Here is a 23,335-nt window from a genome sequence, read left to right as displayed (position 1 = left end):
GTTGCTCACAGACACCCTGTGTTTAGCAGGTGGGTATTTTGTCAGCGCTTCGTTCAGGACTACGTGAGTAAGGTCACAGGGCTGGAAACGGTTACATGCGTTTTGTTAATGAATGTGATCCAGATCGTTATCTGGATGTTCCCGATAATGACGTCCCGGAAGCACGGAGGGTTAATTGCCGCCAGAGCCATTCCACCGGCCCTTGCCGATAGAAACGCAGCCAAATCCAGGAGAAAAGCAGGTTCGCCAGCCAGACAGGAATGACGAATATCAGCAGCGTCAGTCGGTCGAATTTCATAAATAAACCGAACTGGTAGAACAGCGTGGTGCAGATCAGCGTCTGCAACAGATAGTTGCTCAACGCCATCCGCCCTACGCAGGCAATGGCAATGACCAGTTTAAAACGGCTGAGCTGCGGCCAGAATCCCAGCATCAACGCGGTGTAGCCTATAGTCTGAAACGGCGCGCTCAATTCACGCGGCGCCTGTAGCAGAAAAGCGCACCAGCGATACGCCCAGTCCAGCCGCCACTGTGCAATAATGGCCGGAAGGTTAATCAGCATGCCGACGACGACAAGCAATACGCCCGTACGCCGGTAGTGTTGCAGACTGTACTGGCCCTTCAGCCAGCCGCTGCGCATCAGCGCCGCGCCCAGCAGCATCATTCCCGCCAGCTGCCAGCCATACTGCGCCCCCAGCGCCAGCAGACTGTTCGACAGCAGATCGACCCGGTTGCTGACCGCCTCCATGCCGCCGTTAATCTTCCAGTATTTTTCATACAACAGGGCAGAGGCATCCGGCGTCCAGGCGCGGCTGGTTTCACTCGCCGAGATGGACCCTAACAGCAGCAACACGCCAATCCCCGCCAGATAGAGCAAAATACCGGTATTAAATAAACTTCTTACCGACGGCGCGTCGCGCACCAGCCGCCAGCAAATCAGGCCGACAAGGCCATACGCCAGCAGAATGTCGCCATCCCAGAACAGCAAACCGTGGATAAAGCCCAACAGGACGAGCAGCGTCAGACGCGACTGAATCCAGCGTTTGCCGCGCGGCAGCAGCATTTGCAGACCCGCGCCGAATAACAGCGCAAAAAGCGTAAGGAATTTTACCTGCGCGAACAGGTCGAGGATCGCCCACGTCCATGCGTCAGACACGGTGATCTTGCCATACCAGGCGGGATTAAGGTAAGCCGCCTTTGGCAAGCCAAAGGCGCTGATATTAAGAAGCAGGATACCGAGGATGGCGACGCCACGAATAAAATCCAGCGTGACATTACGCTCCATACTCCCTGCCCTGATCAGTTGTGGTGACGCACGGCGCGCAGGAACTCCTGGCGCGTGTTCTGGCTGGATTTAAACAATCCGCCGAGGGAAGTCGTGGTGGTGGCGCTGGTCGCATCGCGAATGCCGCGCGCTTTCACGCAGTAATGCACAGCGTCGATTGAGACCGCGACGTTATTGGTGCCAAGCAGCGTTTGCAGCGCGGTCAGAATCTGTTGGGTCAGACGCTCCTGAACCTGCGGGCGCTGCGCAAAAAACTGCACAATACGGTTAATCTTCGACAGGCCAATCACCGAATCTTTCGGGATATAGGCCACCGTCGCTTTCCCGTCGATCGTGACGAAATGGTGTTCGCAGGTGCTGGTAAGCGTGATATCGCGCACCGTCACCATTTCATCCACTTTCATCTTGTTTTCAATCACGGTGATCTTCGGGAAATTGGCGTAATCAAGGCCGGAGAAAATCTCATCGACATACATTTTGGCGATGCGATGCGGCGTTTCCATCAGACTGTCATCGCTCAAGTCGAGATTCAGCAACTGCATAATCTCGGTCATATGCCCCGAAATAAGACGTTTGCGCGTTTCGTTATCCATCTCATGCACGGGCGGGCGCAGCGGCGTTTCCAGACCACGCGCAACCAGCGCTTCATGAACCAGGGCCGCTTCTTTACTGAGTGATGACATTTATTCTTCTCCTGCAGGTGTGGCGCCTCTGCCCTGCGTGGGGCAAAGTTTTTAGGCTGTTGGCAGCCCGTTTATTGTGCGTGAGGCGGCGCACATAATCCAGTATTCACAACGATAATTATTGAAATCGCCGCTGCCTTTCATGTCCCGGATTCCCCACGGCGGTTCCGCGCGCTAAATCTGACGGGCCATGACGCCAGGTGTTAATGTAAAGTTGTGTAGATGATGAAGCATGTTAGATAAATGCGGAAGTGAAAGTTACTCACAGCGCAATGAATAATCTGTATTATGGGGAAATTGCACGACTCATTCAGGTTCAACACAAAAGGAGCCACGCATGGATATGCTCGAAGAGCACCGTTGTTTTGAAGGCTGGCAGCAACGCTGGCGACACGACTCCACCACGCTGAATTGCGCCATGACATTCAGCATCTTTCTCCCGCCGCCCCGCAGTACAACGCCGCCTCCGGTGCTGTACTGGCTGTCAGGGTTAACCTGTAATGATGAAAACTTCACCACCAAAGCCGGTGCGCAACGCATTGCCGCTAAACTGGGCATTGTGCTGGTGATGCCGGACACCAGTCCGCGCGGCGAACAGGTCGCCGATGACGAAGGTTATGATTTAGGTAAAGGCGCGGGATTCTATCTCAACGCGACGCAGCAGCCCTGGGCCGCGCATTTCCGCATGTACGACTACCTGCGCGATGAACTCCCGGCGCTGATCCAGTCGCAGTTTAACGTGGGTGAACGTTGCGCGATCAGCGGACATTCAATGGGAGGACACGGCGCATTGATCATGGCGCTGAAGAATCCGGGGAAATACACCAGCGTTTCCGCCTTTGCGCCCATCGTGAATCCGTGCCGCGTACCGTGGGGAGAAAAAGCGTTTACGGCCTATCTGGGGGAAGAGAGATCGGCCTGGGCTGAATGGGACAGTTGCGCGCTGATGCTCGCCAGCCAGCCGGAACACGCCATTCCAACGCTGATTGATCAAGGCGATAACGATCAGTTCCTCGCCGATCAGCTACAACCGGCGGTACTGGCCGAAGCCGCGCGCCAGAAGGACTGGCCGATGACGTTACGTATTCAACCGGGCTACGACCACAGTTATTACTTTATCGCCTCGTTTATTGAGGATCATCTGCGCTTCCATGCACAGCATCTGCTGAGCTGATCACCAGTAAACGGCTTTTTCCAGCGCCGCAATATCGTTATTGTCATCGGCTTGCGGCGCAGACGATTTCCGGTTTAAATCAGCAACCTGCTGGCGAATCTGAAGTCGCCCGGCACTCTCGCTCTCGCTAAAATTGCGCATTTCTGATTCAAACAAAATCGCATCCAGATTGTGCAGTTTATCAAGCGCGCGCAGGAGAGAAATCAGCGTATCGAGGTTCAGGCCAGCGCCTTTCTCAATACGCTTGATCGTCGCGATGCCTACCTGCGCGCGATCGGCAAGCTGCTGTTGCGTCATAGACAGGGAAATCCGCGTTTCCTTGATACGCGCGCAGAGCGACCAGACGATCTCGTCATTATTCATTGTTTGGTATTTCAATGTACTAGCACCTTTTTCTTGGCTGAATTTTTCCGAGGCATCCGTGGTAAGTCTCGCGATATTTTGCGCTCATGTCTTTGCCGGTTTCATACATGGCGGCAATAATTTCATCCAGAGAAATACAGGGCTCGCTGATGCGGCTCATCGCCATCGTCGCCGCATTAATGGCTTTTACGGCAGAGATGGCGTTTCTTTCTATACAGGGAATTTGCACCTGCCCGCCAACCGGATCGCAGGTCAACCCCAGATGGTGCTCCATCGCAATTTCCGCAGCGCTTAATACCTGCCCGACGGATGCGCCCATCAGCTCCGCCAGCCCTGCCGCCGCCATCGAACATGCGACGCCGATCTCCCCCTGGCATCCCACTTCCGATCCTAAAATCGACGCATTCTGTTTAAACAACAGCGCGACGGCACCTGCCGTAAGAAAAAAACGGGTGATGGCACCCGCGTCCAGCGGACAAACAAACTTATCGTACCAGCTCAATACCGCCGGAATAATGCCGCTTGCGCCATTCGTCGGCGCCGTGACAATCTGCCCGCCTGCCGCATTCTCTTCACTCACGGCAATAGCAAACACGTTAACCCAGTTCAGGGTCGTCAGAAAATCCGCTGCCGAAGGCTTCATACACAACGATTTATGCAATGCGCAGGCCCGACGCGGGATCTGATAAGGGCCGGGAAGCAGCCCTTCGGTATGCAGGCCACGGTGGACGGCCTGCTTCATAACCTCCCAGACCTGCGTTAAATAGCGCTGTAATGAGGGCTGAGAATGGCTGTTCAGCTCATTTTTCATCATCAGCGCCGCAACGGAAAGCCCGTTTCGTTGGCACAGCGTCTGCAACTGCGCGGCGTTGCGAAAGGCAAAGGGAGAGGCGCGTGTCTGATCTGTCGCCACGGGCGCAGACTCACCGTATTTTCGTACCTGCCCGGCGCCGGTCGAAAACCACGTCTCCTCGTATAACGTAAAGTAATCATCTTTGGCGCGAAAGGTCATCGCATAAGGATGTCCAGGATGCGCATGGTGATTCGCAATAATTTTCACCGCCACTGTCACCGTGCTGTTCGCCGGGGCTGGCACGTCAAGCATACCGTCATTTTCCGCACGCCTGATGGCGGTCAGTTGCATACGTAAATCCACCTTCTCCGGCTGATTTCCCAGCAACCCCAGATAAAGCGCGGCATCAACATTGTGGCATTTACGGCTTAACGATAATGCGCCAAACAATTCAATTTCAATATTCCTGAGTAACGGCAGCGTATCCTGCCGTTTTAGCTGCGAAATGAAATTGCAAGCCGCACGCATTGGCCCCACGGTTCTTGAACTGGATGGACCTATCACAATTTTGAATATATCAACGCAACTTTCCATTTTTATATATGTATTCCTAAAAAAAGCGCAGGGTGGGATGGCGATAATATACCGTAATCAACATATTAAAAATGATACTTTTCATGCTTATTCATTATCAGGTATTAAAAACAATACCATTTTATCTTTTCTTTAACATTCATATCTGTGATAGCACGACGCACAAGAAACAAACGCCGCCCATTATAATAAAGCGCAATGTAAAGGAGCAACATGATGGCAATAACTTACTTCGTCACATCAACAAACACAGAGCAACTTCAGGCGTGGTTATATAATGATTTTCTTCGTTCTCACGCAATACAATGTCATTATTTATTAGAGCGTCGGCATCTGGCATTAATCAATAAGGATTATTTAAAACTTACGCTACCCGATGAAATACTGACGCAGGCTATTTATCAGAAATTACGCGCTGCATCACTGCAATTGCAGTTTGATTTTTTTGTCAAACCTCAGAGCATCCCCACAAAGGGACTGATTGCATTTGATATGGACTCAACGTTTGTTGAAGAGGAAGGCGTGGATGAAATCGCTCACACGCTTGGCATCTCTGCGCAAATCGCGGAGATGACCCAACAGGCGATGGAAGGGAAAGTAGATTTCGACACCAGTTTTACCCGCCGTATTCGCATGTTAAAAGGCACGCACTGTGATGTCCTCAATGCCGTTTGCGATCGAATGACGATTTCCCCCGGCCTTGCCGCTATGTTGCCGGTACTGAAAAACAAAGGGTTTAAAACGGCCATTATTTCCGGTGGTCTGGATATTTTCACTCAACGGCTGAAAGAAAAGTATCAGCTCGACTACGCCTTTTCCAACACGGTTGAAATAAAAGATAACGTCCTGACGGACAATATTACCTTCCCGATCATGAATGCCGGGAAAAAGCGGCAAAAGCTCTCTGCGCTGGCAACACAACTCAACCTCGCTGTACACAACATTATTGCCTGCGGCGACGGCGCAAACGATCTGCCGATGCTAACGTACGCGGGAACCGGTATCGCGTGGCGGGCAAAACCCGTTGTCAGAGAAACAATCCATCATCAGATTAATTTTCATGGATTCGAATCACTTCTGTTCTTTATTGAAGATGAATTATAACCACATTTCCGTCGCCGGAAGGGAAACTCACGATGAACATAAAAGCATTTATTTTCAGTCAGGCCGATCGGCCTGTTATGAACGCGAAAAAAGAGATTGATCATACTTATAAAAAATTTCGCACAGAGATCATCACCTCGGTATTTATCTCTTATGCCGTATTCTATCTGACCCGTAAAAACTTTTCTGCTGCGATGCCAGCCATGCTGGCGGATACGTCGCTAACCGCAGAAGATTTCGCCATCATGTCCTCCATTTTTTACATTCTTTATGGTTCCATGAAGTTTGTTGGCGGCATGCTGGTTGATAAAATTAACCCTAAAGCCATGACCGGCCCGGTGCTGATTGGCGTCGGCATCGTCAATATTCTCTTTGGCTTTTCCGATAGCGTCGCGGCGTTCTACGTATTGTACAGCCTCAATGCGATTCTCCAGGGCACCAGCTTCCCGCCAATGGCGAAAATTATGGCCTCCTGGTTCTCAAAAAACGAACGCGGGCGCTGGTGGGCAATCGTTGAAGCAGCGCATAACATTGGCGGCAGCCTTGCCCCGCTGCTCACCAGCTTCGCCATTGCCTTTAGCGGCAGCTGGAAAATGGGCTTCTATGTCCCTGGAGTCATTTCCCTTCTGATGGGGGTTGTCGCGCTGTTTACGATTCAGGATCGTCCCGGCACCCTCGGGCTACCCAATGTCGGCGAATGGCGTAACGACCCTACCGAGCTTGCACAGGTAAAAGCCAGCCCGGTCAATCTGAGCTTCTGGCAGGTGTTCGTTAAATACATTCTGACCAACCCACTGGTATGGATCATCATCGTAGGCGATATGTCCGTGTATATTGCGCGCACTATTCTCAATGACTGGCCGCAAATCTATTACTCGCAGGTACACGGCTGGAGCCTGATTAAAGCAAACTCCATTATCTCGTGGTTCGAAGCTGGCGGGCTGGCAGGGGGACTGCTGGCCGGATATTTGTCAGACTTTATGTTTAAAAGCAACCGCTGGATGACGGGGTTAATCTTCGCCTTAATGCTCTGCGTATGCATCGTGCTTATCCCACTGGTGCAGGATACCTCTTACACCATCACCGCCGTACTTTTCACCATCATGGGATTTGCACTGTACGGGCCGCATATGCTTTTTGCCGTCGGCTGCCTGGACGTTACTCACAAAGATGCTGCGGGTTCTATTACCGGTTTCCGGGGATTATTCAGTTATGTTGGCGCGGCAATGGCCGGCGTACCGGTCATTCTGGTGAAAAATAGCTGGGAATGGTCTGGCGTCTATATTTACGCCTTCATCGCTATTTTATTAACCACGCTCTCCCTGGCGCTACTTTCTCGTCTCCATCGTCTGTAAAAAACGATAATCTATTGCCATAACGTAACAACGGAGGGTATCTGCCCTCCTTTTCATCCTTCATTTCTCCATTTTTTCTTCAAAATTTCCTCACATTTACGATCCGCCATCTTATTGATTTGAAATCCCTTTCCGTGAAAAACAATTAAACACAAATGATTTCAATTATCATTTGTGTTTACAAATATTCATTCTTTTGTACAATTCGTCCCGCTTATTCACCGCAAAGAGTACTTAAAAGACAAATACATACCGTTGTCATGGCCTTTTTTCATGGCTCGCAGTTTTACTCATTTAATGGAATGACAAAAATGACCATACCTCACGTTAAGGCTATCGCTGCCGCAGTATGCGCAGCGTGTCTCCCATCGCTCGTCTATGCTGCCGATCAGGACACCGTCGTTGTTACCGCCACGGGATTTGAGCAGAAAATCCAGAACGCCCCCGCGTCTATCTCCGTTATCACCAAACAGCAGATCGAAGACAAAGCCTATCGCGATGTCACCGATGCGCTGAAAGATGTGCCCGGAGTCGTCGTTACCGGCGGCGGCAGCAGTAGCGATATCAGCATCCGCGGGATGGCTTCGCAATACACGCTGTTCCTGGTCAACGGTAAGCGCATCAGCACGCGCGGCACGCGTCCGAACAGCGATAATTCCGGGATCGAGCAAGGCTGGCTGCCGCCGCTGGAATCGATCGAGCGTATTGAAGTTATTCGCGGGCCAATGTCATCGCTTTACGGTTCAGATGCGATGGGTGGCGTCATTAACGTGATCACCAAAAAAGTGTCCAACACGAAAGGCTGGACCGGCTCCCTGCATGGCGACGCCACCTTCCAGGAAGACAGGGACTCCGGTGATTTGTACCAGACCAACGCTTATGCGTCCGGCCCGCTGATTGACGGATTGCTGGGAGCGAAAGTGACCGGGCTGCTCTCTCGCCGTGCGGAAGACAAAATCGTCAATGGCTACAACGAGCAGCGCCTGCGCAACGGGGCTTTAACGCTAAACTTTACGCCGGATGATAAAAACGATTTTGACTTCGACATCGCGCGTGAATTGCAGGATCGCGACAGTACGCCAGGCAAGTCAATGGCAGAAGAAAGCTGCCGCAACGGTAGCTGTAAGCCAAACAGCAAAAGCGAAAACCGCTATGAGCACACCACCTATTCCTTAACCCACAGCGGTTATTACGACGACTTCAACACCACCAGCTACATTCAGCAGGAAGAGACCAACAACCCCGGTCGCCAGATGAAGTCTTACAACACCATCTTTAATAACCAGAACCAGATCTTCCTCGGCGCGCATACCCTGACATTAGGTGGGCAGTATCGTTACGAGAAACTGAGCGATAACGGCAACCAGTTAAAAGCCTACGAAGACGTGAACAAGCTGACCCGCTGGAGCTGGGCGCTGTTTGCTGAAGATGAGTGGGCGATGACCGACAGCTTTACGCTGACCGGCGGTATCCGTATGGATAAAGATGAAAACTATGGCGACAACTGGACGCCGCGTGGCTATGGCGTATGGCATCTTACCGATCAGTGGACCTTAAAAGGCGGCGTCTCTGCGGGCTACCGCGCACCGGATCTGCGCCAGTCCTCCCCAACCTGGGGACAGATTACCGGCGGCGGTCGTCTGAACGGTATTATTGTCGGTAACGCAGACCTGAAACCAGAAAAGAGCCTGAGCGAAGAGTTGGGCCTGCTGTGGGATAACGGAGATAACCTTAACGCTGGCGTGACGCTGTTCAATACCGACTTCAAAGATAAGATAACTGAAGTGCGCCGCTGCAACAGCAGTTCAGATCCGGCCTGTACTATTGGTGGTGAGAAATACGACTTTGTCAGCGATCGCGTCAACGTTGATAAAGCCAACATGCGCGGCGTGGAGTCCACCTTTGGCTGGAAGATCACCCGCGATCTCAACTGGACGGCGAACTACACCTATACCGAATCTGAGCAGAAAAGCGGCCAGTTCTCTGGCAAGCCGTTGAATAAAATGCCGAAGCATATGTTCAACACCACGCTGGACTGGCAGGCAACGCAGGATGTTGGCTTCTGGAGCCGTCTGAACTTCCGCGGCAAGACCTCCGAATACCTGAGCCGTACTTCAATGGCCCAGGGAACGCCGTCTTATACGCAGGTTGATGTTGGTGTGCGTTATTACGCGTACAAAAATCTGCTGTTAACTGCGGGCGTCTATAACGTTCTGGACAAACAGATCGATTACGAGACTTACGATACCATTCTCGACGGTCGTCGTTACACGGTTGGCCTGACTTATAACTTCTAAGTTCAGTACAACAAAAAGCCCCGGCATGATGAATGCCGGGGCTTTTTTATTTTACCTGCCGGATGGCGGCGTAAACGCCTTATCCGGCCTACAGGTTATTTCTTCACACGCTCCGGGAAGTGCATTTCACTGTAGCGAACAAAGTGCGTTCCCTTTGTCAGCTTGTAGCCAAACCAGATAGCCAGGAACAGCGGAATCCCGATATAGGTTGCCGCTACGCCGCCCCAGTCAATGGTGTCTTTCAGGAAGGCTTCATAGTTCTGACCCAGCGTGATGGTCAGACACAGCACAAACGCAAAGATCGGCCCCAGCGGGAAGAATCCAGAACGATACGGCAGATCTTTCACATCGTTACCCTGCAACACATAGCCACGGCGGAAACGATAATGGCTGATGGCAATCCCCAGCCAGGCGATAAAGCCCGTCATCCCGGAGGTATTCAGCAGCCACAGGTATACCGTCTGGTTGCCAAACATCGACGTCAGGAAGCAAAGCCCCGCGATTACCGTCGTCGCATACAGCGCGTTACGCGGAACGCCGCCGCGTGACAGCTGCGCGAAAATACGCGGCGCTTTACCGTCACAGGCCAGGGTGTAGAGCATACGGGTAGACGCGTACATCCCGGAGTTACCCGCCGACAGCACCGCCGTCAGGATAACCGCGTTCATTACCGCCGCAGCGGAAAGCAGACCCGCATGCTGGAACACCAGAGTGAACGGGCTGACGCTAATGTCTTTCACATCGTTACGCAGCAGGCTCGGGTCGGTATACGGGATAATCAGGCTGATAATCAGGATCGCGAACACATAGAACAGCAGGATACGCCAGAATACCTGACGCACCGCGCGCGGAATGTTTTTCTCTGGATCTTCAGACTCACCCGCCGCGATACCAATCAGTTCCGTCCCCTGGAAGGAGAAGCCGACGATCATCGCCACGCCAATCATCGCCGCAAAACCCCCGGCAAACGGCGCATCGCCGGTCGTCCAGTTGCTCCAGCCCACTGGCTGCGCCCCTTTGAAGATGCCGACGATCATCATGACGCCCACGATGATAAAGATAATGACGGTCGCCACTTTGATCAGCGAGAACCAGTATTCTGCTTCGCCAAAGCCTCTGACCGAGATGTAGTTCAGCAGGAAGATCACGCCGAGGAACAGCGCACTCCAGATCCAACCCGGCGTATCCGGGAACCACCAGTTCATCACCAGCTGTGCGGCCACGAGGTCTACGGCGATGGTCACCGCCCAGTTGTACCAGTAGTTCCAGCCAAGCGCGAAGCCAAAGCCTTCTTCAACATAGTTCTGACCGTAAGTCGCAAATGAACCGGATACCGGCATATACGCCGCCAGTTCGCCGAGACTGGTCATCAGGAAGTAGACCATCAGACCGATCAGGATATAAGAAAACAGCGCGCCGCCTGGACCCGCCGCAGAAATGGTTGCACCAGATGCAACGAAAAGACCCGTACCGATGGAACCGCCAATGGCGATCATTGTCAGGTGACGCGCCTTTAATTCGCGACGTAACGCGGGCGCTTCTGTGGTTTTAGTTTCGGAAACCATGTGAAAATGCTATCCATCCAAAAAATGAGGCGCGATTGTAGCAGACGAAACGCCATCCTTCCGGCACAAATGCGCAGTTATAAGAGACCTTCATGACTGGCCGCGGATTATAAGTAAAGTGTAGATCGGATAGACGTTAAGACATTCGCCTGATGGCGCTACGCTTATCAGGCCTACAGGATCGACATTTGTAGGCCGGATAAAGCGTCGAGTTTGTAGGCCGGATAAGGCGTTTACGCCGCCATCCGGCAAAGGACGCTTATTCGCAGTAGCGCAGAAAACGCTGTAAGGCATTGGAAAGGTGTTTCTGGCGATGGTGGATTCGCCACAGGGTTCGCACCAGGCGCGGCAAAGGCACCGCGATTTCACTCAACGTTCCCGCCTGAAGCTGTTCCTCAATAACCCGCCGCGACAGGCAACTGATGCCCAGACCATGACGCACGGCGTGTTTGATCGCTTCGGAGTTACCCAACTCCATCGCCATTTCGAATTTTGGCAAGTGCGAAAGCAACAGGTAGTCGACAATCTCACGCGTACCGGAACCACGCTCGCGCAGTATCCAGGGCGCGGCAGCAAGTTGTTCAAGCGTTACCGGCCCTTGCGCCAACGGCGAGGACGGTGCGGCAAACACCACCAGCTCATCGTCCAGCCACGGCTCAGAAATAATCTCAGTATTGTGGCACGGGCCTTCAATCAGGCCGATATCTACCCGAAAATCAAGCACCGCCGTAATGACATCCTGGCTGTTGCCCACGCTAAGTTCCAGCGGCAGATCGGGAAAGTCCTTCCTGTAACGGGCAATTACCGCAGGCAGGATGTAATTACCGATGGTGCTACTGGCATAAACGCGGATTGCGCCGTTGTCTTCCCGAAACAGTTGCTCAATTTCGACAGCCTGCTCCAGCAGCGCCAGCGCGCGCGGGTACAGCAAGCGCCCGTGTTCATTGACCACCAGCCGTTTTCCAACGCGGTCAAATAGCTGTACGCCAAGCTGACCTTCCAGATCGGTCAATGCCGCGCTTACGGCCGACTGCGACAGCGACAGCATGACAGATGCCTGGGTCGTCGAGCCGCTTTTTAGCACCTCAGTAAAAACTTCTAGTTGTCGTAGCGTGATATGCATTGTTGTTTTCCACTGGCAGGCCGTCGCTTACCACTTATAAAGATTAATTATAAATATATAATCAATTTTATTTTTAAACCAGTTCGCCATAACATTTTACCCATATAGAGGAGAAGGTTATGACAGAACTCACCTTACAGAATCACCATCGTACAGTGTGGCATTTTATACCGGGGCTTGCCCTGAGCGCAGTTATCACAGGGGCCGCCCTGTGGGGTGGATCTATTCCTGCCGTCGCGGGAGCCGGGTTCAGCGCCCTCACCTTAGCCATCTTACTGGGAATGGTCATCGGCAATACGGTGTATCCGCAAATCTGGAAAAGCTGTGACGGCGGCGTGCTGTTCGCTAAACAACATCTATTACGCCTGGGGATCATTCTCTACGGTTTTCGCCTCACCTTCTCACAGATTGCAGACGTGGGCGTCAGCGGGGTTGTGATTGATGTACTGACGCTCTCCAGCACTTTTTTACTCGCCTGTTTCCTCGGGCAGAAAGTGTTTGGTCTGGACAAGCACACCAGTTGGCTGATTGGCGCCGGAAGCAGCATTTGCGGAGCGGCGGCAGTGCTGGCAACGGAGCCCGTCGTTAAAGCGGAGGCCAGTAAAGTTACGGTGGCCGTCGCGACGGTGGTGATTTTCGGTACGCTGGCAATCTTCCTCTACCCGGCAATGTATCCGCTGCTGGCGCACTGGTTCAGCCCGGAAACCTACGGCATCTATATTGGTTCGACTATGCATGAAGTAGCCCAGGTCGTTGCCGCCGGGCACGCCATTAACCCGGACGCGGAAAACGCCGCGGTGATTGCCAAAATGCTACGCGTAATGATGCTGGCGCCGTTTCTGATTCTGCTGGCCGCCCGCGTGAAACAACTTTCTCCGGCGACGGGCGCGGAGAAAAGCAAAATCACCATCCCGTGGTTTGCGGTGCTGTTCATCGTAGTGGCAATCGTTAACTCGTTCCATCTGCTGCCGCAGGCGGTGGTAAACATGTTGATTACGCTGGATACGGTTCTGCTGGCGATGGCAATGGCCGCGCTGGGTCTTACAACGCACGTCAGCGCGCTGAAGAAAGCCGGGGCGAAACCGTTACTGATGGCGCTGGTGCTGTTTGTCTGGCTGATTGTTGGCGGCGGCGTGATTAACGTACTGATTCACCATCTTATCGCATAAAGCACTACATTTTGCCCCTGTTAACCCGCTATCATTGGAGAGTATTTTTTTCGAATACACGACATTATTCAAACCTGAAGAATAACGTGTATAGCGGGTTTAACAGGAGTCTTCCATGAAATATATCGGAGCGCATGTCAGCGCCGCTGGCGGGTTAGCCAACGCTGCAATTCGCGCCGCAGAAATTGACGCAACCGCATTTGCGCTGTTCACGAAAAATCAGCGTCAATGGCGCGCCGCGCCGCTCACTGCCCAAATCATTGATGACTTTAAGGCCGCCTGCGAGAAATACCACTATTCGCCTGCGCAGATCCTTCCCCACGACAGCTATCTGATCAACCTCGGGCACCCTGTCAGCGAAGCGCTGGAAAAATCGCGCGATGCGTTTATTGATGAAATGCAGCGTTGTGAGCAACTGGGGCTATCGCTGCTCAATTTCCACCCGGGTAGCCATTTACAGCAAATCCCGGAAGAGGAATGTCTGGCGCGAATTGCAGAGTCGATCAACATTGCCCTTGAGAAAACCCAAGGGGTCACGGCAGTCATTGAAAACACTGCGGGGCAGGGGAGCAATCTGGGATTCAGGTTTGAGCATCTCGCCGCCATCATCGACGGCGTGGACGATAAGTCCCGCGTGGGCGTCTGTATTGATACCTGTCACGCGTTCGCGGCCGGTTACGATCTGCGTACCACCGACGAATGTGAAAAAACATTCGCCGATTTTGAGCGTGTTGTGGGCTTTACATACCTGCGCGGCATGCACCTGAACGACGCGAAAAGTGCCTTTGGCAGCCGCGTTGACCGTCACCACAGTTTGGGCGAAGGCAACATTGGTCATGATGCATTTCGCTGGATTATGCAGGACGATCGTTTTGACGGTATTCCGCTGATTCTGGAAACCATCAACCCGGATATCTGGGCAGAAGAGATCGCCTGGCTGAAAGCGCAGCAAACGGCAAAGGTGGTTGCGTAATGATGAACAACAGGGAAAAGCAGATCCTCAAGATCCTGCGCCGCAATCCGCTCATTCAGCAAAATGAAATCGCTGATATTTTGCAGATCAGTCGCTCACGCGTGGCGGCCCATATTATGGACCTGATGCGTAAAGGGATGATCAAAGGCAAAGGCTATATCCTCACCGAGCAGGAGTATTGCGTGGTGGTCGGGGCGATCAATATGGATATTCGCGGCGTGGCGGATATCCATTATCCGCAGGCGGCTTCCAACCCTGGCAGCATTCGCTGTTCTGCTGGCGGCGTGGGGCGCAATATTGCGCATAATCTGGCGCTGCTGGGTCGCGATGTGCATTTGCTCTCTGCGGTCGGTAGCGATTTTTATGGTGAAACGCTGCTGGAGCAGACTCGTCAGGCTGGCGTGAACATCTCCAGCTGTATCCGCCTGCATGGGCATAACACTTCAACCTATCTGTCCATCGCCAACCAGCAGGAAGAGACGGTGCTGGCGATTAACGACACCCACATTCTGCAACAGCTGACGCCGCAGTTGCTGAATAGCTCGCGGGATCTGATCCGTCACGCTGGCGTGGTGCTGGCGGACTGCAACCTGACGCCGGAAGCCATCGAATGGGTCTTTACCATTGCGAATGAAATCCCGGTCTTTATTGATACCGTTTCAGAGTTCAAAGCGGAAAAAATCAGGACCTGGTATTCACGCATTCATACGTTAAAACCCACGCAAAAAGAGCTGGAGATTCTGTGGGGAAAAGCGGTGCGTTCCGATGCCGACCGTGTACAGGCCGTCAATGACCTGCATCAGCAAGGCGTACAGCGAATCTTCGTTTGCCTGGAAGATGAAGCGGTCTTTTGTAGCGAGAAAAACGGCGAGCAGTTTTTACTCACCCCGCCGTCTCACACCCGCGTGGACAGCTTCGGCGCGGATGATGGCTTTATGGCCGGGTTGCTCTACAGCTTTCTGGAGGGAAGTGATTTTCGCGATAGCGCGAATTTCGCGATGGCCTGCGCGGCGTTATCGCGCGCCAGCATCAGTATTAACAACCCCACCCTCTCCGCCGATAACGCGCTTTATCTGCTAAAAACAACCCTGGCATAATGCCTGATGGCGCTGCGCTTATCAGGCCTACGGAGTGCGTCACTGTGGGTCGGATATGCCTGATGGCACTACGCTTATCAGGCCTACGGAGTGCGTTACTGTGGGTCGGATATACCTGATGGCGCTACGCTTATCAGGCCTACGGAGTGCGTTACTGTAGGCCGGATAAGGCAAAGCCGCCATCCGGCAAAATCGTCTACTACAACTACGCCAGCCCGATAAAGAACCCCGCGATAGTGGCGCTCATCAGGTTAGAGAGCGTTGCCGCCGCCAGCGCCCGTAAACCTAGCTGGGCGATTTCCGGCGCACGATGCGGCGCAATCGCAGAAAACGCACCCACCACCACGCCAATCGAACCAAAGTTGGCAAAGCCACACAACGCGAAGGAGATGATCGCTATCGTCTTCACATCCAGCGTACCGGCAGCTTGCAGATACGGTGAGAAGTTGAGATAAGCGACAAACTCGTTAATCGCCAGTTTTTGCCCAATCAGGCTACCGGCAAGCGTCGCATCGCTCCAGTCCACGCCCATAATCCAGGCCAGCGGCGCTAAAACCCAGCCGAAGATCCCTTCAAGGGTGGCGTGACCAAAGCCGAACCAGCCGCCAACGCCGCCGATGATGCCGTTAATCAGCGCGATAATGGCCACAAACGCCATCACCACCGTCGCCACACCGGCGGCGATTTTCAGCCCGGTCATCGCGCCGCTGGCCGCCGCTTCGATGATGCTTTTTGGCGGCGTTTCGGTAAATGACAGGTTTTCAAACGTCACTTTAGACTCTTCCGTCGCCGGGCTCAGCATACGGGCAAACAGAATGCCGCCAGGGATCGCCATTAAGGACGCTGCCAGCAGATAATCAATCGGCACCCCCATTCCGGCATAGCCGATCATCATCGAACCGGCGATTGAGGCCATGCCGCTACAAATAGCGGTAAACAGCTCATTACGATTTAGACGGTCGATAAACGGCTTAACAATCGCCGGGATCTCGTTTTGCCCGAGGAAAATGGTAGTGACCGCAACAAACGACTCGATCTTGCTGATGTTCAGCGCTTTCTGGAAAATACCGCCGAGGATACGGATCAGCAGTCCCATCACGCCAATGTAGTAAAGCAAGCTGATCAGCGCAGTCACAAAGATGATGGCAGGCAACACGCGAAAGGCGAAGATAAACCCGGCGCCGTCAAACAGCACATCCATTTTTGGCCCTACTAATGAGCCAAAGATAAATGCGCTACCCGCGTCGCTGTAGGACATCACCTTGTGGACGCCAAGCGCGGCCTGCTCCACCAGCCATTTCCCCGGCGGGAAATAAAGCATGATCCCACCGATGGCGATTTGCAGCACCAGCGCCGCGCCAACGGTACGCAGGCTGATACGTTTTTTATTCACTGACAGCAGAAATGCGATTGCCAGTAGTACCACCATACCCACAACACTTCTCATTATATCCATAATGATTTTCCCTTCATGCCAGGAAACCCGGCGTGAAAGCCAGGTTTTGATATCGCGGGCGACCGCTCTCTGCCCGTGCGTTTTTATCAGGCGAGGCGTTGATATTCCTTCGCTATTTCACAGGCCAGTACAGCGTTGTTGAACACCAGTTGGATATTGGATTTCAGGCTATCGCCGCCGGTCAGTTCCGCCACGCGCGCCAGCAAGAATGGCGTGCTTTCTTTCCCCACGACGCCCTGCTCTTCCGCTTCTTTCACGGCCTGATCGATCGCCGCGTTGATTTTCTCTTCCGCCATCGCAAACTGTTCCGGGATCGGGTTTGCCACAACCAGACCACCGTTCAGGCCGGTTTGCCATTTCACCGCCATTGCGCGGGCGATGTCTTGCGCGCTGTCCAGGCGGATACTGACGTCAAACGGGCTGGTACGGCAGAAAAATGCCGGTAATGCCTGGGTCTGATAGCCAATTAACGGCACGCCAAAAGTCTCTAAATATTCGGTGGTTAATCCCAGGTCGAGAATTGATTTCGCCCCTGCACAAACCACCGTGACATTGGTATGCGCCAGCTCCTGCAAGTCAGCAGAAATATCAAACGTATGTTCTGCGCCACGATGTACGCCACCGATACCGCCGGTTGCAAATACTTTAATTCCGGCCAGTGCGGCAATAATCATGGTGGATGCGACCGTCGTTGCGCCATTTTTTCCAGCGGCAACCACAAACGGTAAGTCACGACGACTGACTTTTGTAACGTTATGTCCTTCACGACCTAATAATTCAATTTCTTCTTTATTCAGGCCCACTTTCATTACACCGCCAATAATGGCAATGGTTGCGGGCACGGCGCCATGCTTACGAATGGTTTCTTCAACTTCAATTGCCGTTTGCGCATTTTGCGGAAAAGGCATGCCGTGGGAAATAATGGTTGATTCCAGCGCAACAATGGGTTTCTTACTCTTTAATGCGTCCTGTACTTCTGGCGAAATTTGTAATAATTCAGAGGAAAGAGTTAATTCAGACATTCTGTGTTCTCCACTAACGATGTAACATTCGCGACAGATAAATCAGGGTTATTGGTATATTCACAGGCAAGCGCCATTGATGAACAACCCTGTGCAAATCGAACCGAATCTATAAAGGGTAAGCCGTCCATCCAGCAGGCGGCGAGTCCCGCCATCATGGCGTCGCCAGCGCCGGTCACATTGACGACGTTGGTTTTAATGGGGAGCGACCAGCCGTTTTCGCCGTTTATATCGCTGTAATAAACGCCGTCGCCACCCATACTAAGCACCAGACGGTTCAGGCCATGTTCATGAAACCATGCCGCAACGCTCCCGACATCTTCCCGCCCGGAGAGGGGAATGCCGCTAAGGGTTTCAGCTTCAAGCCGGTTGGGTTTCAGCGTGTGAATTTTGCCAAGTCGCTCGCGAATTTTGACACACTTCCAGGCAGAAACCGGATCAACAAATACCGGCACATCGCCTGCATTTTCCAGCACCCAGTTCAGTGCCTCTTCGCTGATATTACAATCGGCGACAATCACTTTTGCCCCACGAATAAAATCAGCATGCTGTGATAAAAATTCAGCCGAAATAAAGTCGGTAATGCTCATGTCATTTATGGCGACCAGCATTTCTCCGGTATTGTCGAGCAGGGATAAGTAACTTGACGTATTTTCTCCCGGCACAATCAGACATTTATCAACGTGCACACCGGATTGATTCGTTTGCGCCATCAATGACTGCCCATAGAAATCACTCCCGACGGCCGTCAGTAGCCATGAGTTTTTTCCCAGCAGCGCCAGATTATGCGCAATATTGCGCCCCACGCCGCCGGGGGTAAATTTTATTTTCCCCGGATTGGAGTCCGCATAATTTAAAGAAGCATGCGAATACCCGGCAACATCCATATTGGCTGAGCCAATCGTCACTATGTATTCCGTTTCACGCATAGAACGTCCTCTGGCATTAAGCTGCCATAACAATGAGTTCGTTAAGAATAACCACCGCCACAATCGAGATTATTAGAGCACATGTTCATATTAAAACATGTGTTCATGATATGCGTGTTTTTGATAAAGTAAATCCATCCGCAAGCCCTAAAGCGAATAGATATGAACAGAGTCACAATTTTTTATAGATACAGTTTGCAAGGGAGGAAAAAGTTGCGAGCCAGGACACAAAATGGGGGGGATAAAAAAGGCAGAAAAATGCCGGATGACGACGCTAATGCGTTTTATCCGGCCTACAGGATCGGTATCCGTAGGCCGGATAAGGCGCTCACGCCACCATCCGGCACAAGGTTTACATTATGCCGCTTTCGCGATAACTTCAGCTTCCGGGCGTTTCAGGAACGCATAGGCCAGACCGGCAACCAGCGTACCCGCAACAATCGCCAGCAGATAGCCCAGCACCGGTGTAATCGCGCCAGGAATCAGCAGCACAAACAGACCGCCGTGCGGCGCCATCAGTTTCGCGCCAACCCACATTGAGATTGCGCCTGTCAGCGCGCCGCCGACGATACAGCATGGCAGGACACGCATCGGGTCACGCGCCGCAAACGGGATCGCGCCTTCGGTAATGAAGCACAGCCCCAGCACCAGCGCGGCTTTGCCCCCTTCCTGCTGCGCCTTGTCGAACTTACGACGCGCAACCAGAGTTGCCAGCCCAAGAGCCAGCGGAGGAACCATGCCTGCCGCCATAATCGCCGCCATCGGCGCATAAGTCTGGGTACTCAGCAGACCAACACCGAACGCATACGCCGCTTTGTTAACCGGGCCGCCCATATCAGTACACATCATACCGCCGAGGATCGCGCCCAGCAGTACCGCATTCGCCGTCCCCATCGTTTGCAGCCAGTGAGTCAGCCCTTCCAGAATGCCGGCAACCGGTTTACCGATAAGGTAAATCATCGCCAGACCGACAATCAGACTGGAAATCAGTGGAATGATCAGGATCGGTTTCAGCGCTTCCATACTCTGCGGAAGTTTTAGTTTAGTGCTGATAAGTTTCGCGACATAACCGGCCAGGAAGCCCGCGATAATACCGCCGATAAAGCCAGATCCGGTGCTCACCGCCAGCATACCGCCGATAAGACCCGGCGTCAGGCCTGGACGATCCGCAATGGAAAACGCGATATATCCCGCCAGCACTGGCACCATTAGCGCGAAGGCGGAACCGCCGCCGATCTGCATCAGCGCCGCAGCCAGCGTACCTTCTTCTTTAAACGCCTCAATACCAAACGCAAAGGAGAGCGCGATACACAACCCACCCGCAACCACCATTGGCAGCATGTAGGAAACGCCCGTCAGCAGATGGCGATATGCGCCAGCGCTCTCTTTTTTCCCTTCTGTCGCAGCGGCCTGCGCTTTGCCCGTAGGCGCATACGGCGTCGCTTCCGCTACGGCTTTGTCCAGTTCCTGCGCGGTTTTCTTCAGCGCCAGGCCGGTTGATGTACGGTACATCGGTTTTCCGGCAAACTTCGCCAGATCCACTTCGATGTCAGCCGCCACGATCACCAGATCCGCTTCCGCAACCTCTTCCGGCGTGATGGCATTGCCTGCGCCCACGGAGCCACGGGTTTCGACCTTCACCCACCAGCCACGTTTTTTCGCTTCGGTTTCAATCGCTTCAGCCGCCATAAAGGTATGCGCGACGCCTGTCGGACACGCCGTCACCGCCACGACGCGTTTCGGGCCGCTGGCCGCTGCCGGGGCGGCAACCGCTGTCGGCGCGCTGTATGGCGTCGCGTGTCCTTTCGCTTCATTGAGGAACAGTTCCGGGTGCGCCACGGCACGGGCAATATCGCCCAACCAGACTTTTTTACCGTTCAGCGCGCTGTCGTTCGGCACAGCGTCAGCCAACACAATGGCTAACTCTGCGTCATTCGGATTGTCGATAATTTCCAGATTTGCTTTATGTGCCGCCGCGCCGAGCAGGGTCTTCGCCATGTAAGCGCGAGCCTGGCCGAGATTGGCGTCAATAATCAGCAGCGTTTTCATTATGCCTCTCCTGCTGTCAGTTAAACGGTTTTAAGTCGACGCGCGCCATCATTGCGGCCAACTGAGGACGATCGGTAATGCCCACATTGCTCTGGCTTACCGCAAGCGCGGCAACGGCTGTCGCCAGACGCAACGTATGTTCACTGGATTCACGCATCAGCAGGCCGTAAATCAGACCGCCAACCATAGAATCCCCTGCACCTACGGTACTCACCACATCAACGGACGGTGGCTTCGCGATCCATTCGCCGGATGCGTTCACCCACAGCGCCCCTTCCGCACCGAGAGAGATCACCACATGCGCAATACCTTGCTCACGCAGGGCGTGCGCCGCGTCGATCACATCTTTCATTTCCGGCAGCTTACGGCCTGCCCAGATTTCTAATTCACGGCGGTTCGGTTTCACCAGCCACGGCGCCGCTTTCAGACCCGCCACCAACGCTTCGCGACTACTATCAAAGATAATGCATGGGCACTGGCTACGCAGACGCGTCATCCAGTCGGTAAACGCTTCCGGGCTGACGCCTGTCGGCAAGCTGCCGCTGACGCAGACCATATCGAACTGACCCAGCCAGCTCAGCGAATCGTTCACAAAACGTTCCCAGTCAGCCGGAGTCACGTCAAAACCGGAGAAGTTAAAGTCGGTCACTTCACCGTCTTTTTCCGTCAGCTTAACGTTGATGCGGGTGCGCCCCTGCACCACCTGAAAACGGTTGGCAATGCCCAGCTCGCTGAACAACTGCTGGAAACCGTCCTGGTTGTCTTTACCCAGGAAACCGCCAACCGTGACATCAATACCTAAATCTTTCAGAACCCTGGCAACGTTGATGCCTTTACCCGCCGCATGCAGACCCGTGGTTTTCACCAGGTTCACTTCGCCGCGTTCAATCTCCGGGCAGAAACCGACCAGGTCGTATGCCGGATTAAGGGTGATAGTAGCAACACGTCTGCTCATTACGCGCCCTCCCCAAGACCAGCGGCAATGGCGTCGCCAATCGCTTTCAGCGCCTGTTCAGCATCTTCGCCCTGCGCCGTAAAGCGCAGGCGATGGCCTTTCTTCACGCCCAACGCCACCACTTTCATCAAACTACGTCCATTTGCCGGTTTTCCGGTTCCATCAAGGTTTGCCACGGTAATTTCGCTATTAAATTGTTTAATGGTATTCACCAGCATGGTGCCCGGACGGGCGTGTAAGCCATGCTCATTGCGCACGACAAATTCGGCGCTCAGCACGTCGTCAGTCAATGCTTCATCACTGGTCAGCAGCGCCAGCACGGTGGCGGCATCCGCTTTCAGCAAACGGTCAGCTTTATTGTTCAGCAGCAGATCGCCAAGGCGCTTCAGCACGGCGACGGGCTGATCGTCATTCATCGCGACAGTCACCAGCAGCGCAGCCGCTTCGCCCTCTACGTCAAACGCCGTAGCCGCACGGCTCACAGCGATAGCGCTGCGCAGGTTGCCGTCCGCGCTGTCGTTCAGCCAGATGCCCTGGCCGAGATTCATCGGCTGTTCATTGATGGTTCTGGCGACAAACGCGGCATCCACAGCGCCTGCTTCTTTCAGGCGCGCGGCGTTCAGCGCCTGTAGCGTCACCAGGTCGCTGGCCGTCACATCCAGCGTCAGGGTGTCGTTATCCAGCTTCAGCTGTTCGCTCTGCTTTTCACCCATCAGCAACGCGCGCAGTTCTTCTGCCGTCGTGGCGGATTTCAGCTGTTCAGCCACAGCGTCATCGCTTAATACGTGCGTCAGCTGACGCAGCAACCCGAGATGCTCATCGGAGCTGGCGGCAATACCAATCGCCACATAGGCCACTTGCCCTTCGCCCCAGGTTACGCCCTGCGGAAACTGGAACACCTGCACGCCAGTTTTCAGCACCTGATCGCGCGTGTCGGTCGTTCCGTGCGGAATGGCGATACCGTTGCCAAGGAAAGTGGATGTCTGTTGCTCACGCGCCAGCATGCCGTCGACGTAGCCGTCTGCGACGTTGCCCGCCTGCACTAACGCAGCGGCAACCTGACGAATGGCCTCTTCTTTGTTTCCGGCCTGTTCGCCCGGATGAATGTCCTGAACCGATAACTGGAACATAGTTCTCCTCTCCTGCTGAACTTGAAACGATTCAGCTAACATGAGAAAAAAGGCGCTAATCTGACTTGTAGCCAAAAACAAAATAGCGCTGAAACGTTTCAAGAACGTCTTGCGCTTTCTGCTTCAGCACGCAAGTAAAGTCGTAAAATTGATGACAGAATTTAGAGATAAAGCACACTTTTCATTCAGGAAGGTAATAAATGCTGAAGTGAATTGCCC

Annotated in this window: 19 protein-coding genes; 7 read left to right on the top strand and 12 right to left on the bottom strand. The window is 53.4% G+C overall.

Features of this window, described 5'->3' with window-relative positions:
• Positions 1-127: 127 nt before the first annotated feature.
• Both yeiB and folE read right to left on the bottom strand, forming a co-directional pair.
• On the bottom strand, positions 128-1,285 hold the full coding sequence (gene yeiB / locus OGY62_RS17040) for a DUF418 domain-containing protein YeiB (RefSeq protein WP_286460319.1): 1,158 nt from the start codon (positions 1,283-1,285) through the stop codon (positions 128-130).
• A 14-nt stretch (positions 1,286-1,299) separates the two neighbouring features.
• Positions 1,300-1,968 (bottom strand): GTP cyclohydrolase I FolE, encoded by a 669-nt coding sequence (gene folE / locus OGY62_RS17035; protein WP_012131616.1) that lies wholly within the window; start codon positions 1,966-1,968, stop codon positions 1,300-1,302.
• 337 nt (positions 1,969-2,305) lie between these two features.
• On the opposite strand from folE, the gene fghA reads away from it, so the two are divergent.
• Positions 2,306-3,142, top strand: a complete 837-nt coding sequence (fghA, locus tag OGY62_RS17030; RefSeq protein ID WP_286460318.1) for an S-formylglutathione hydrolase — start codon at positions 2,306-2,308, stop codon at positions 3,140-3,142.
• Here fghA and OGY62_RS17025 read toward each other — a convergent pair whose 3' ends face one another.
• Positions 3,143-3,520, bottom strand: a complete 378-nt coding sequence (locus OGY62_RS17025; protein WP_024130176.1) for a helix-turn-helix transcriptional regulator — start codon at positions 3,518-3,520, stop codon at positions 3,143-3,145.
• A 4-nt stretch (positions 3,521-3,524) separates the two neighbouring features.
• Entirely contained in the window at positions 3,525-4,892 is a 1,368-nt protein-coding gene (locus OGY62_RS17020; protein WP_072025320.1) for an L-serine ammonia-lyase, read from the bottom strand.
• Positions 4,893-5,108: 216 nt separating this feature from the next.
• Here OGY62_RS17020 and serB point away from each other — a divergent pair, with 216 nt between their 5' ends.
• From serB to OGY62_RS17005, 3 genes are all read left to right on the top strand, one after another.
• A complete protein-coding gene (gene serB, locus OGY62_RS17015; RefSeq protein ID WP_286460367.1) occupies positions 5,109-5,996 on the top strand; it encodes a phosphoserine phosphatase SerB in 888 nt (295 codons plus the stop codon).
• 32 nt (positions 5,997-6,028) lie between these two features.
• On the top strand, positions 6,029-7,351 hold the full coding sequence (locus OGY62_RS17010; RefSeq protein ID WP_012131609.1) for an MFS transporter: 1,323 nt from the start codon (positions 6,029-6,031) through the stop codon (positions 7,349-7,351).
• A 311-nt stretch (positions 7,352-7,662) separates the two neighbouring features.
• A complete protein-coding gene (locus tag OGY62_RS17005; RefSeq protein WP_024130173.1) occupies positions 7,663-9,648 on the top strand; it encodes a ligand-gated channel protein in 1,986 nt (661 codons plus the stop codon).
• Positions 9,649-9,743: 95 nt separating this feature from the next.
• Here the strand turns inward: OGY62_RS17005 and lysP are convergent, their stop codons facing one another.
• Both lysP and yieE read right to left on the bottom strand, forming a co-directional pair.
• Entirely contained in the window at positions 9,744-11,213 is a 1,470-nt protein-coding gene (gene lysP / locus OGY62_RS17000) for a lysine-specific permease (RefSeq protein WP_012131607.1), read from the bottom strand.
• Between the two features lie 259 nt (positions 11,214-11,472).
• Positions 11,473-12,336: a DNA-binding transcriptional regulator YeiE gene (gene yieE, locus OGY62_RS16995; protein WP_012131605.1), complete on the bottom strand. Its 864-nt coding sequence runs from the start codon at positions 12,334-12,336 to the stop codon at positions 11,473-11,475.
• A gap of 119 nt (positions 12,337-12,455) precedes the next feature.
• On the opposite strand from yieE, the gene OGY62_RS16990 reads away from it, so the two are divergent.
• The 3 genes from OGY62_RS16990 (at position 12,456) to OGY62_RS16980 (ending at position 15,575) form a co-directional block, all read left to right on the top strand.
• Positions 12,456-13,505: a YeiH family protein gene (locus tag OGY62_RS16990; protein ID WP_286460317.1), complete on the top strand. Its 1,050-nt coding sequence runs from the start codon at positions 12,456-12,458 to the stop codon at positions 13,503-13,505.
• Between the two features lie 115 nt (positions 13,506-13,620).
• Positions 13,621-14,478: a deoxyribonuclease IV gene (gene nfo, locus OGY62_RS16985; RefSeq protein WP_012131603.1), complete on the top strand. Its 858-nt coding sequence runs from the start codon at positions 13,621-13,623 to the stop codon at positions 14,476-14,478.
• Between the two features lie 2 nt (positions 14,479-14,480).
• On the top strand, positions 14,481-15,575 hold the full coding sequence (locus tag OGY62_RS16980) for a sugar kinase (RefSeq protein ID WP_286460366.1): 1,095 nt from the start codon (positions 14,481-14,483) through the stop codon (positions 15,573-15,575).
• A 205-nt stretch (positions 15,576-15,780) separates the two neighbouring features.
• Here the strand turns inward: OGY62_RS16980 and OGY62_RS16975 are convergent, their stop codons facing one another.
• The 6 genes from OGY62_RS16975 to fruB form a co-directional block, all read right to left on the bottom strand.
• Complete coding sequence (locus OGY62_RS16975; protein ID WP_115609094.1) at positions 15,781-17,031, bottom strand: NupC/NupG family nucleoside CNT transporter; 1,251 nt, start codon at positions 17,029-17,031, stop codon at positions 15,781-15,783.
• An 86-nt stretch (positions 17,032-17,117) separates the two neighbouring features.
• On the bottom strand, positions 17,118-18,053 hold the full coding sequence (locus tag OGY62_RS16970; protein ID WP_012131595.1) for a pseudouridine-5'-phosphate glycosidase: 936 nt from the start codon (positions 18,051-18,053) through the stop codon (positions 17,118-17,120).
• A complete protein-coding gene (locus OGY62_RS16965; RefSeq protein WP_012131594.1) occupies positions 18,041-18,982 on the bottom strand; it encodes a pseudouridine kinase in 942 nt (313 codons plus the stop codon). The genes OGY62_RS16970 and OGY62_RS16965 overlap by 13 nt, the downstream gene beginning before the upstream one ends.
• Before the next feature lie 357 nt (positions 18,983-19,339).
• Entirely contained in the window at positions 19,340-21,031 is a 1,692-nt protein-coding gene (fruA, locus tag OGY62_RS16960) for a PTS fructose transporter subunit IIBC (RefSeq protein WP_012131593.1), read from the bottom strand.
• 16 nt (positions 21,032-21,047) lie between these two features.
• A complete protein-coding gene (gene fruK / locus OGY62_RS16955; protein WP_012131592.1) occupies positions 21,048-21,986 on the bottom strand; it encodes a 1-phosphofructokinase in 939 nt (312 codons plus the stop codon).
• Complete coding sequence (fruB, locus tag OGY62_RS16950) at positions 21,986-23,116, bottom strand: fused PTS fructose transporter subunit IIA/HPr protein (protein WP_110494021.1); 1,131 nt, start codon at positions 23,114-23,116, stop codon at positions 21,986-21,988. The genes fruK and fruB overlap by 1 nt, the downstream gene beginning before the upstream one ends.
• Between the last annotated feature and the right edge of the window lie 219 nt (positions 23,117-23,335).

The organism is Citrobacter sp. CK198 (genome assembly GCF_030333295.1).
Lineage (GTDB): Bacteria > Pseudomonadota > Gammaproteobacteria > Enterobacterales > Enterobacteriaceae > Citrobacter_B > Citrobacter_B koseri.
Note: the sequence above shows the minus strand (reverse complement) of the source record. Positions and strands in the feature narration are given on the sequence as shown.

Bases quoted from the DNA above. Each gene is read 5' to 3' on its own strand.
- yeiB (WP_286460319.1), bottom strand. From the start codon at position 1,285: ATGGAGCGTAATGTCACGCTGGATTTTATTCGTGGCGTCGCCATCCTC.
- folE (WP_012131616.1), bottom strand. From the start codon at position 1,968: ATGTCATCACTCAGTAAAGAAGCGGCCCTGGTTCATGAAGCGCTGGTT.
- fghA (WP_286460318.1), top strand. From the start codon at position 2,306: ATGGATATGCTCGAAGAGCACCGTTGTTTTGAAGGCTGGCAGCAACGC.
- OGY62_RS17020 (WP_072025320.1), bottom strand. From the start codon at position 4,892: ATGGAAAGTTGCGTTGATATATTCAAAATTGTGATAGGTCCATCCAGT.
- serB (WP_286460367.1), top strand. From the start codon at position 5,109: ATGGCAATAACTTACTTCGTCACATCAACAAACACAGAGCAACTTCAG.
- OGY62_RS17010 (WP_012131609.1), top strand. From the start codon at position 6,029: ATGAACATAAAAGCATTTATTTTCAGTCAGGCCGATCGGCCTGTTATG.
- OGY62_RS17005 (WP_024130173.1), top strand. From the start codon at position 7,663: ATGACCATACCTCACGTTAAGGCTATCGCTGCCGCAGTATGCGCAGCG.
- lysP (WP_012131607.1), bottom strand. From the start codon at position 11,213: ATGGTTTCCGAAACTAAAACCACAGAAGCGCCCGCGTTACGTCGCGAA.
- yieE (WP_012131605.1), bottom strand. From the start codon at position 12,336: ATGCATATCACGCTACGACAACTAGAAGTTTTTACTGAGGTGCTAAAA.
- OGY62_RS16990 (WP_286460317.1), top strand. From the start codon at position 12,456: ATGACAGAACTCACCTTACAGAATCACCATCGTACAGTGTGGCATTTT.
- nfo (WP_012131603.1), top strand. From the start codon at position 13,621: ATGAAATATATCGGAGCGCATGTCAGCGCCGCTGGCGGGTTAGCCAAC.
- OGY62_RS16980 (WP_286460366.1), top strand. From the start codon at position 14,481: ATGAACAACAGGGAAAAGCAGATCCTCAAGATCCTGCGCCGCAATCCG.
- OGY62_RS16975 (WP_115609094.1), bottom strand. From the start codon at position 17,031: ATGGATATAATGAGAAGTGTTGTGGGTATGGTGGTACTACTGGCAATC.
- OGY62_RS16970 (WP_012131595.1), bottom strand. From the start codon at position 18,053: ATGTCTGAATTAACTCTTTCCTCTGAATTATTACAAATTTCGCCAGAA.
- OGY62_RS16965 (WP_012131594.1), bottom strand. From the start codon at position 18,982: ATGCGTGAAACGGAATACATAGTGACGATTGGCTCAGCCAATATGGAT.
- fruA (WP_012131593.1), bottom strand. From the start codon at position 21,031: ATGAAAACGCTGCTGATTATTGACGCCAATCTCGGCCAGGCTCGCGCT.
- fruK (WP_012131592.1), bottom strand. From the start codon at position 21,986: ATGAGCAGACGTGTTGCTACTATCACCCTTAATCCGGCATACGACCTG.
- fruB (WP_110494021.1), bottom strand. From the start codon at position 23,116: ATGTTCCAGTTATCGGTTCAGGACATTCATCCGGGCGAACAGGCCGGA.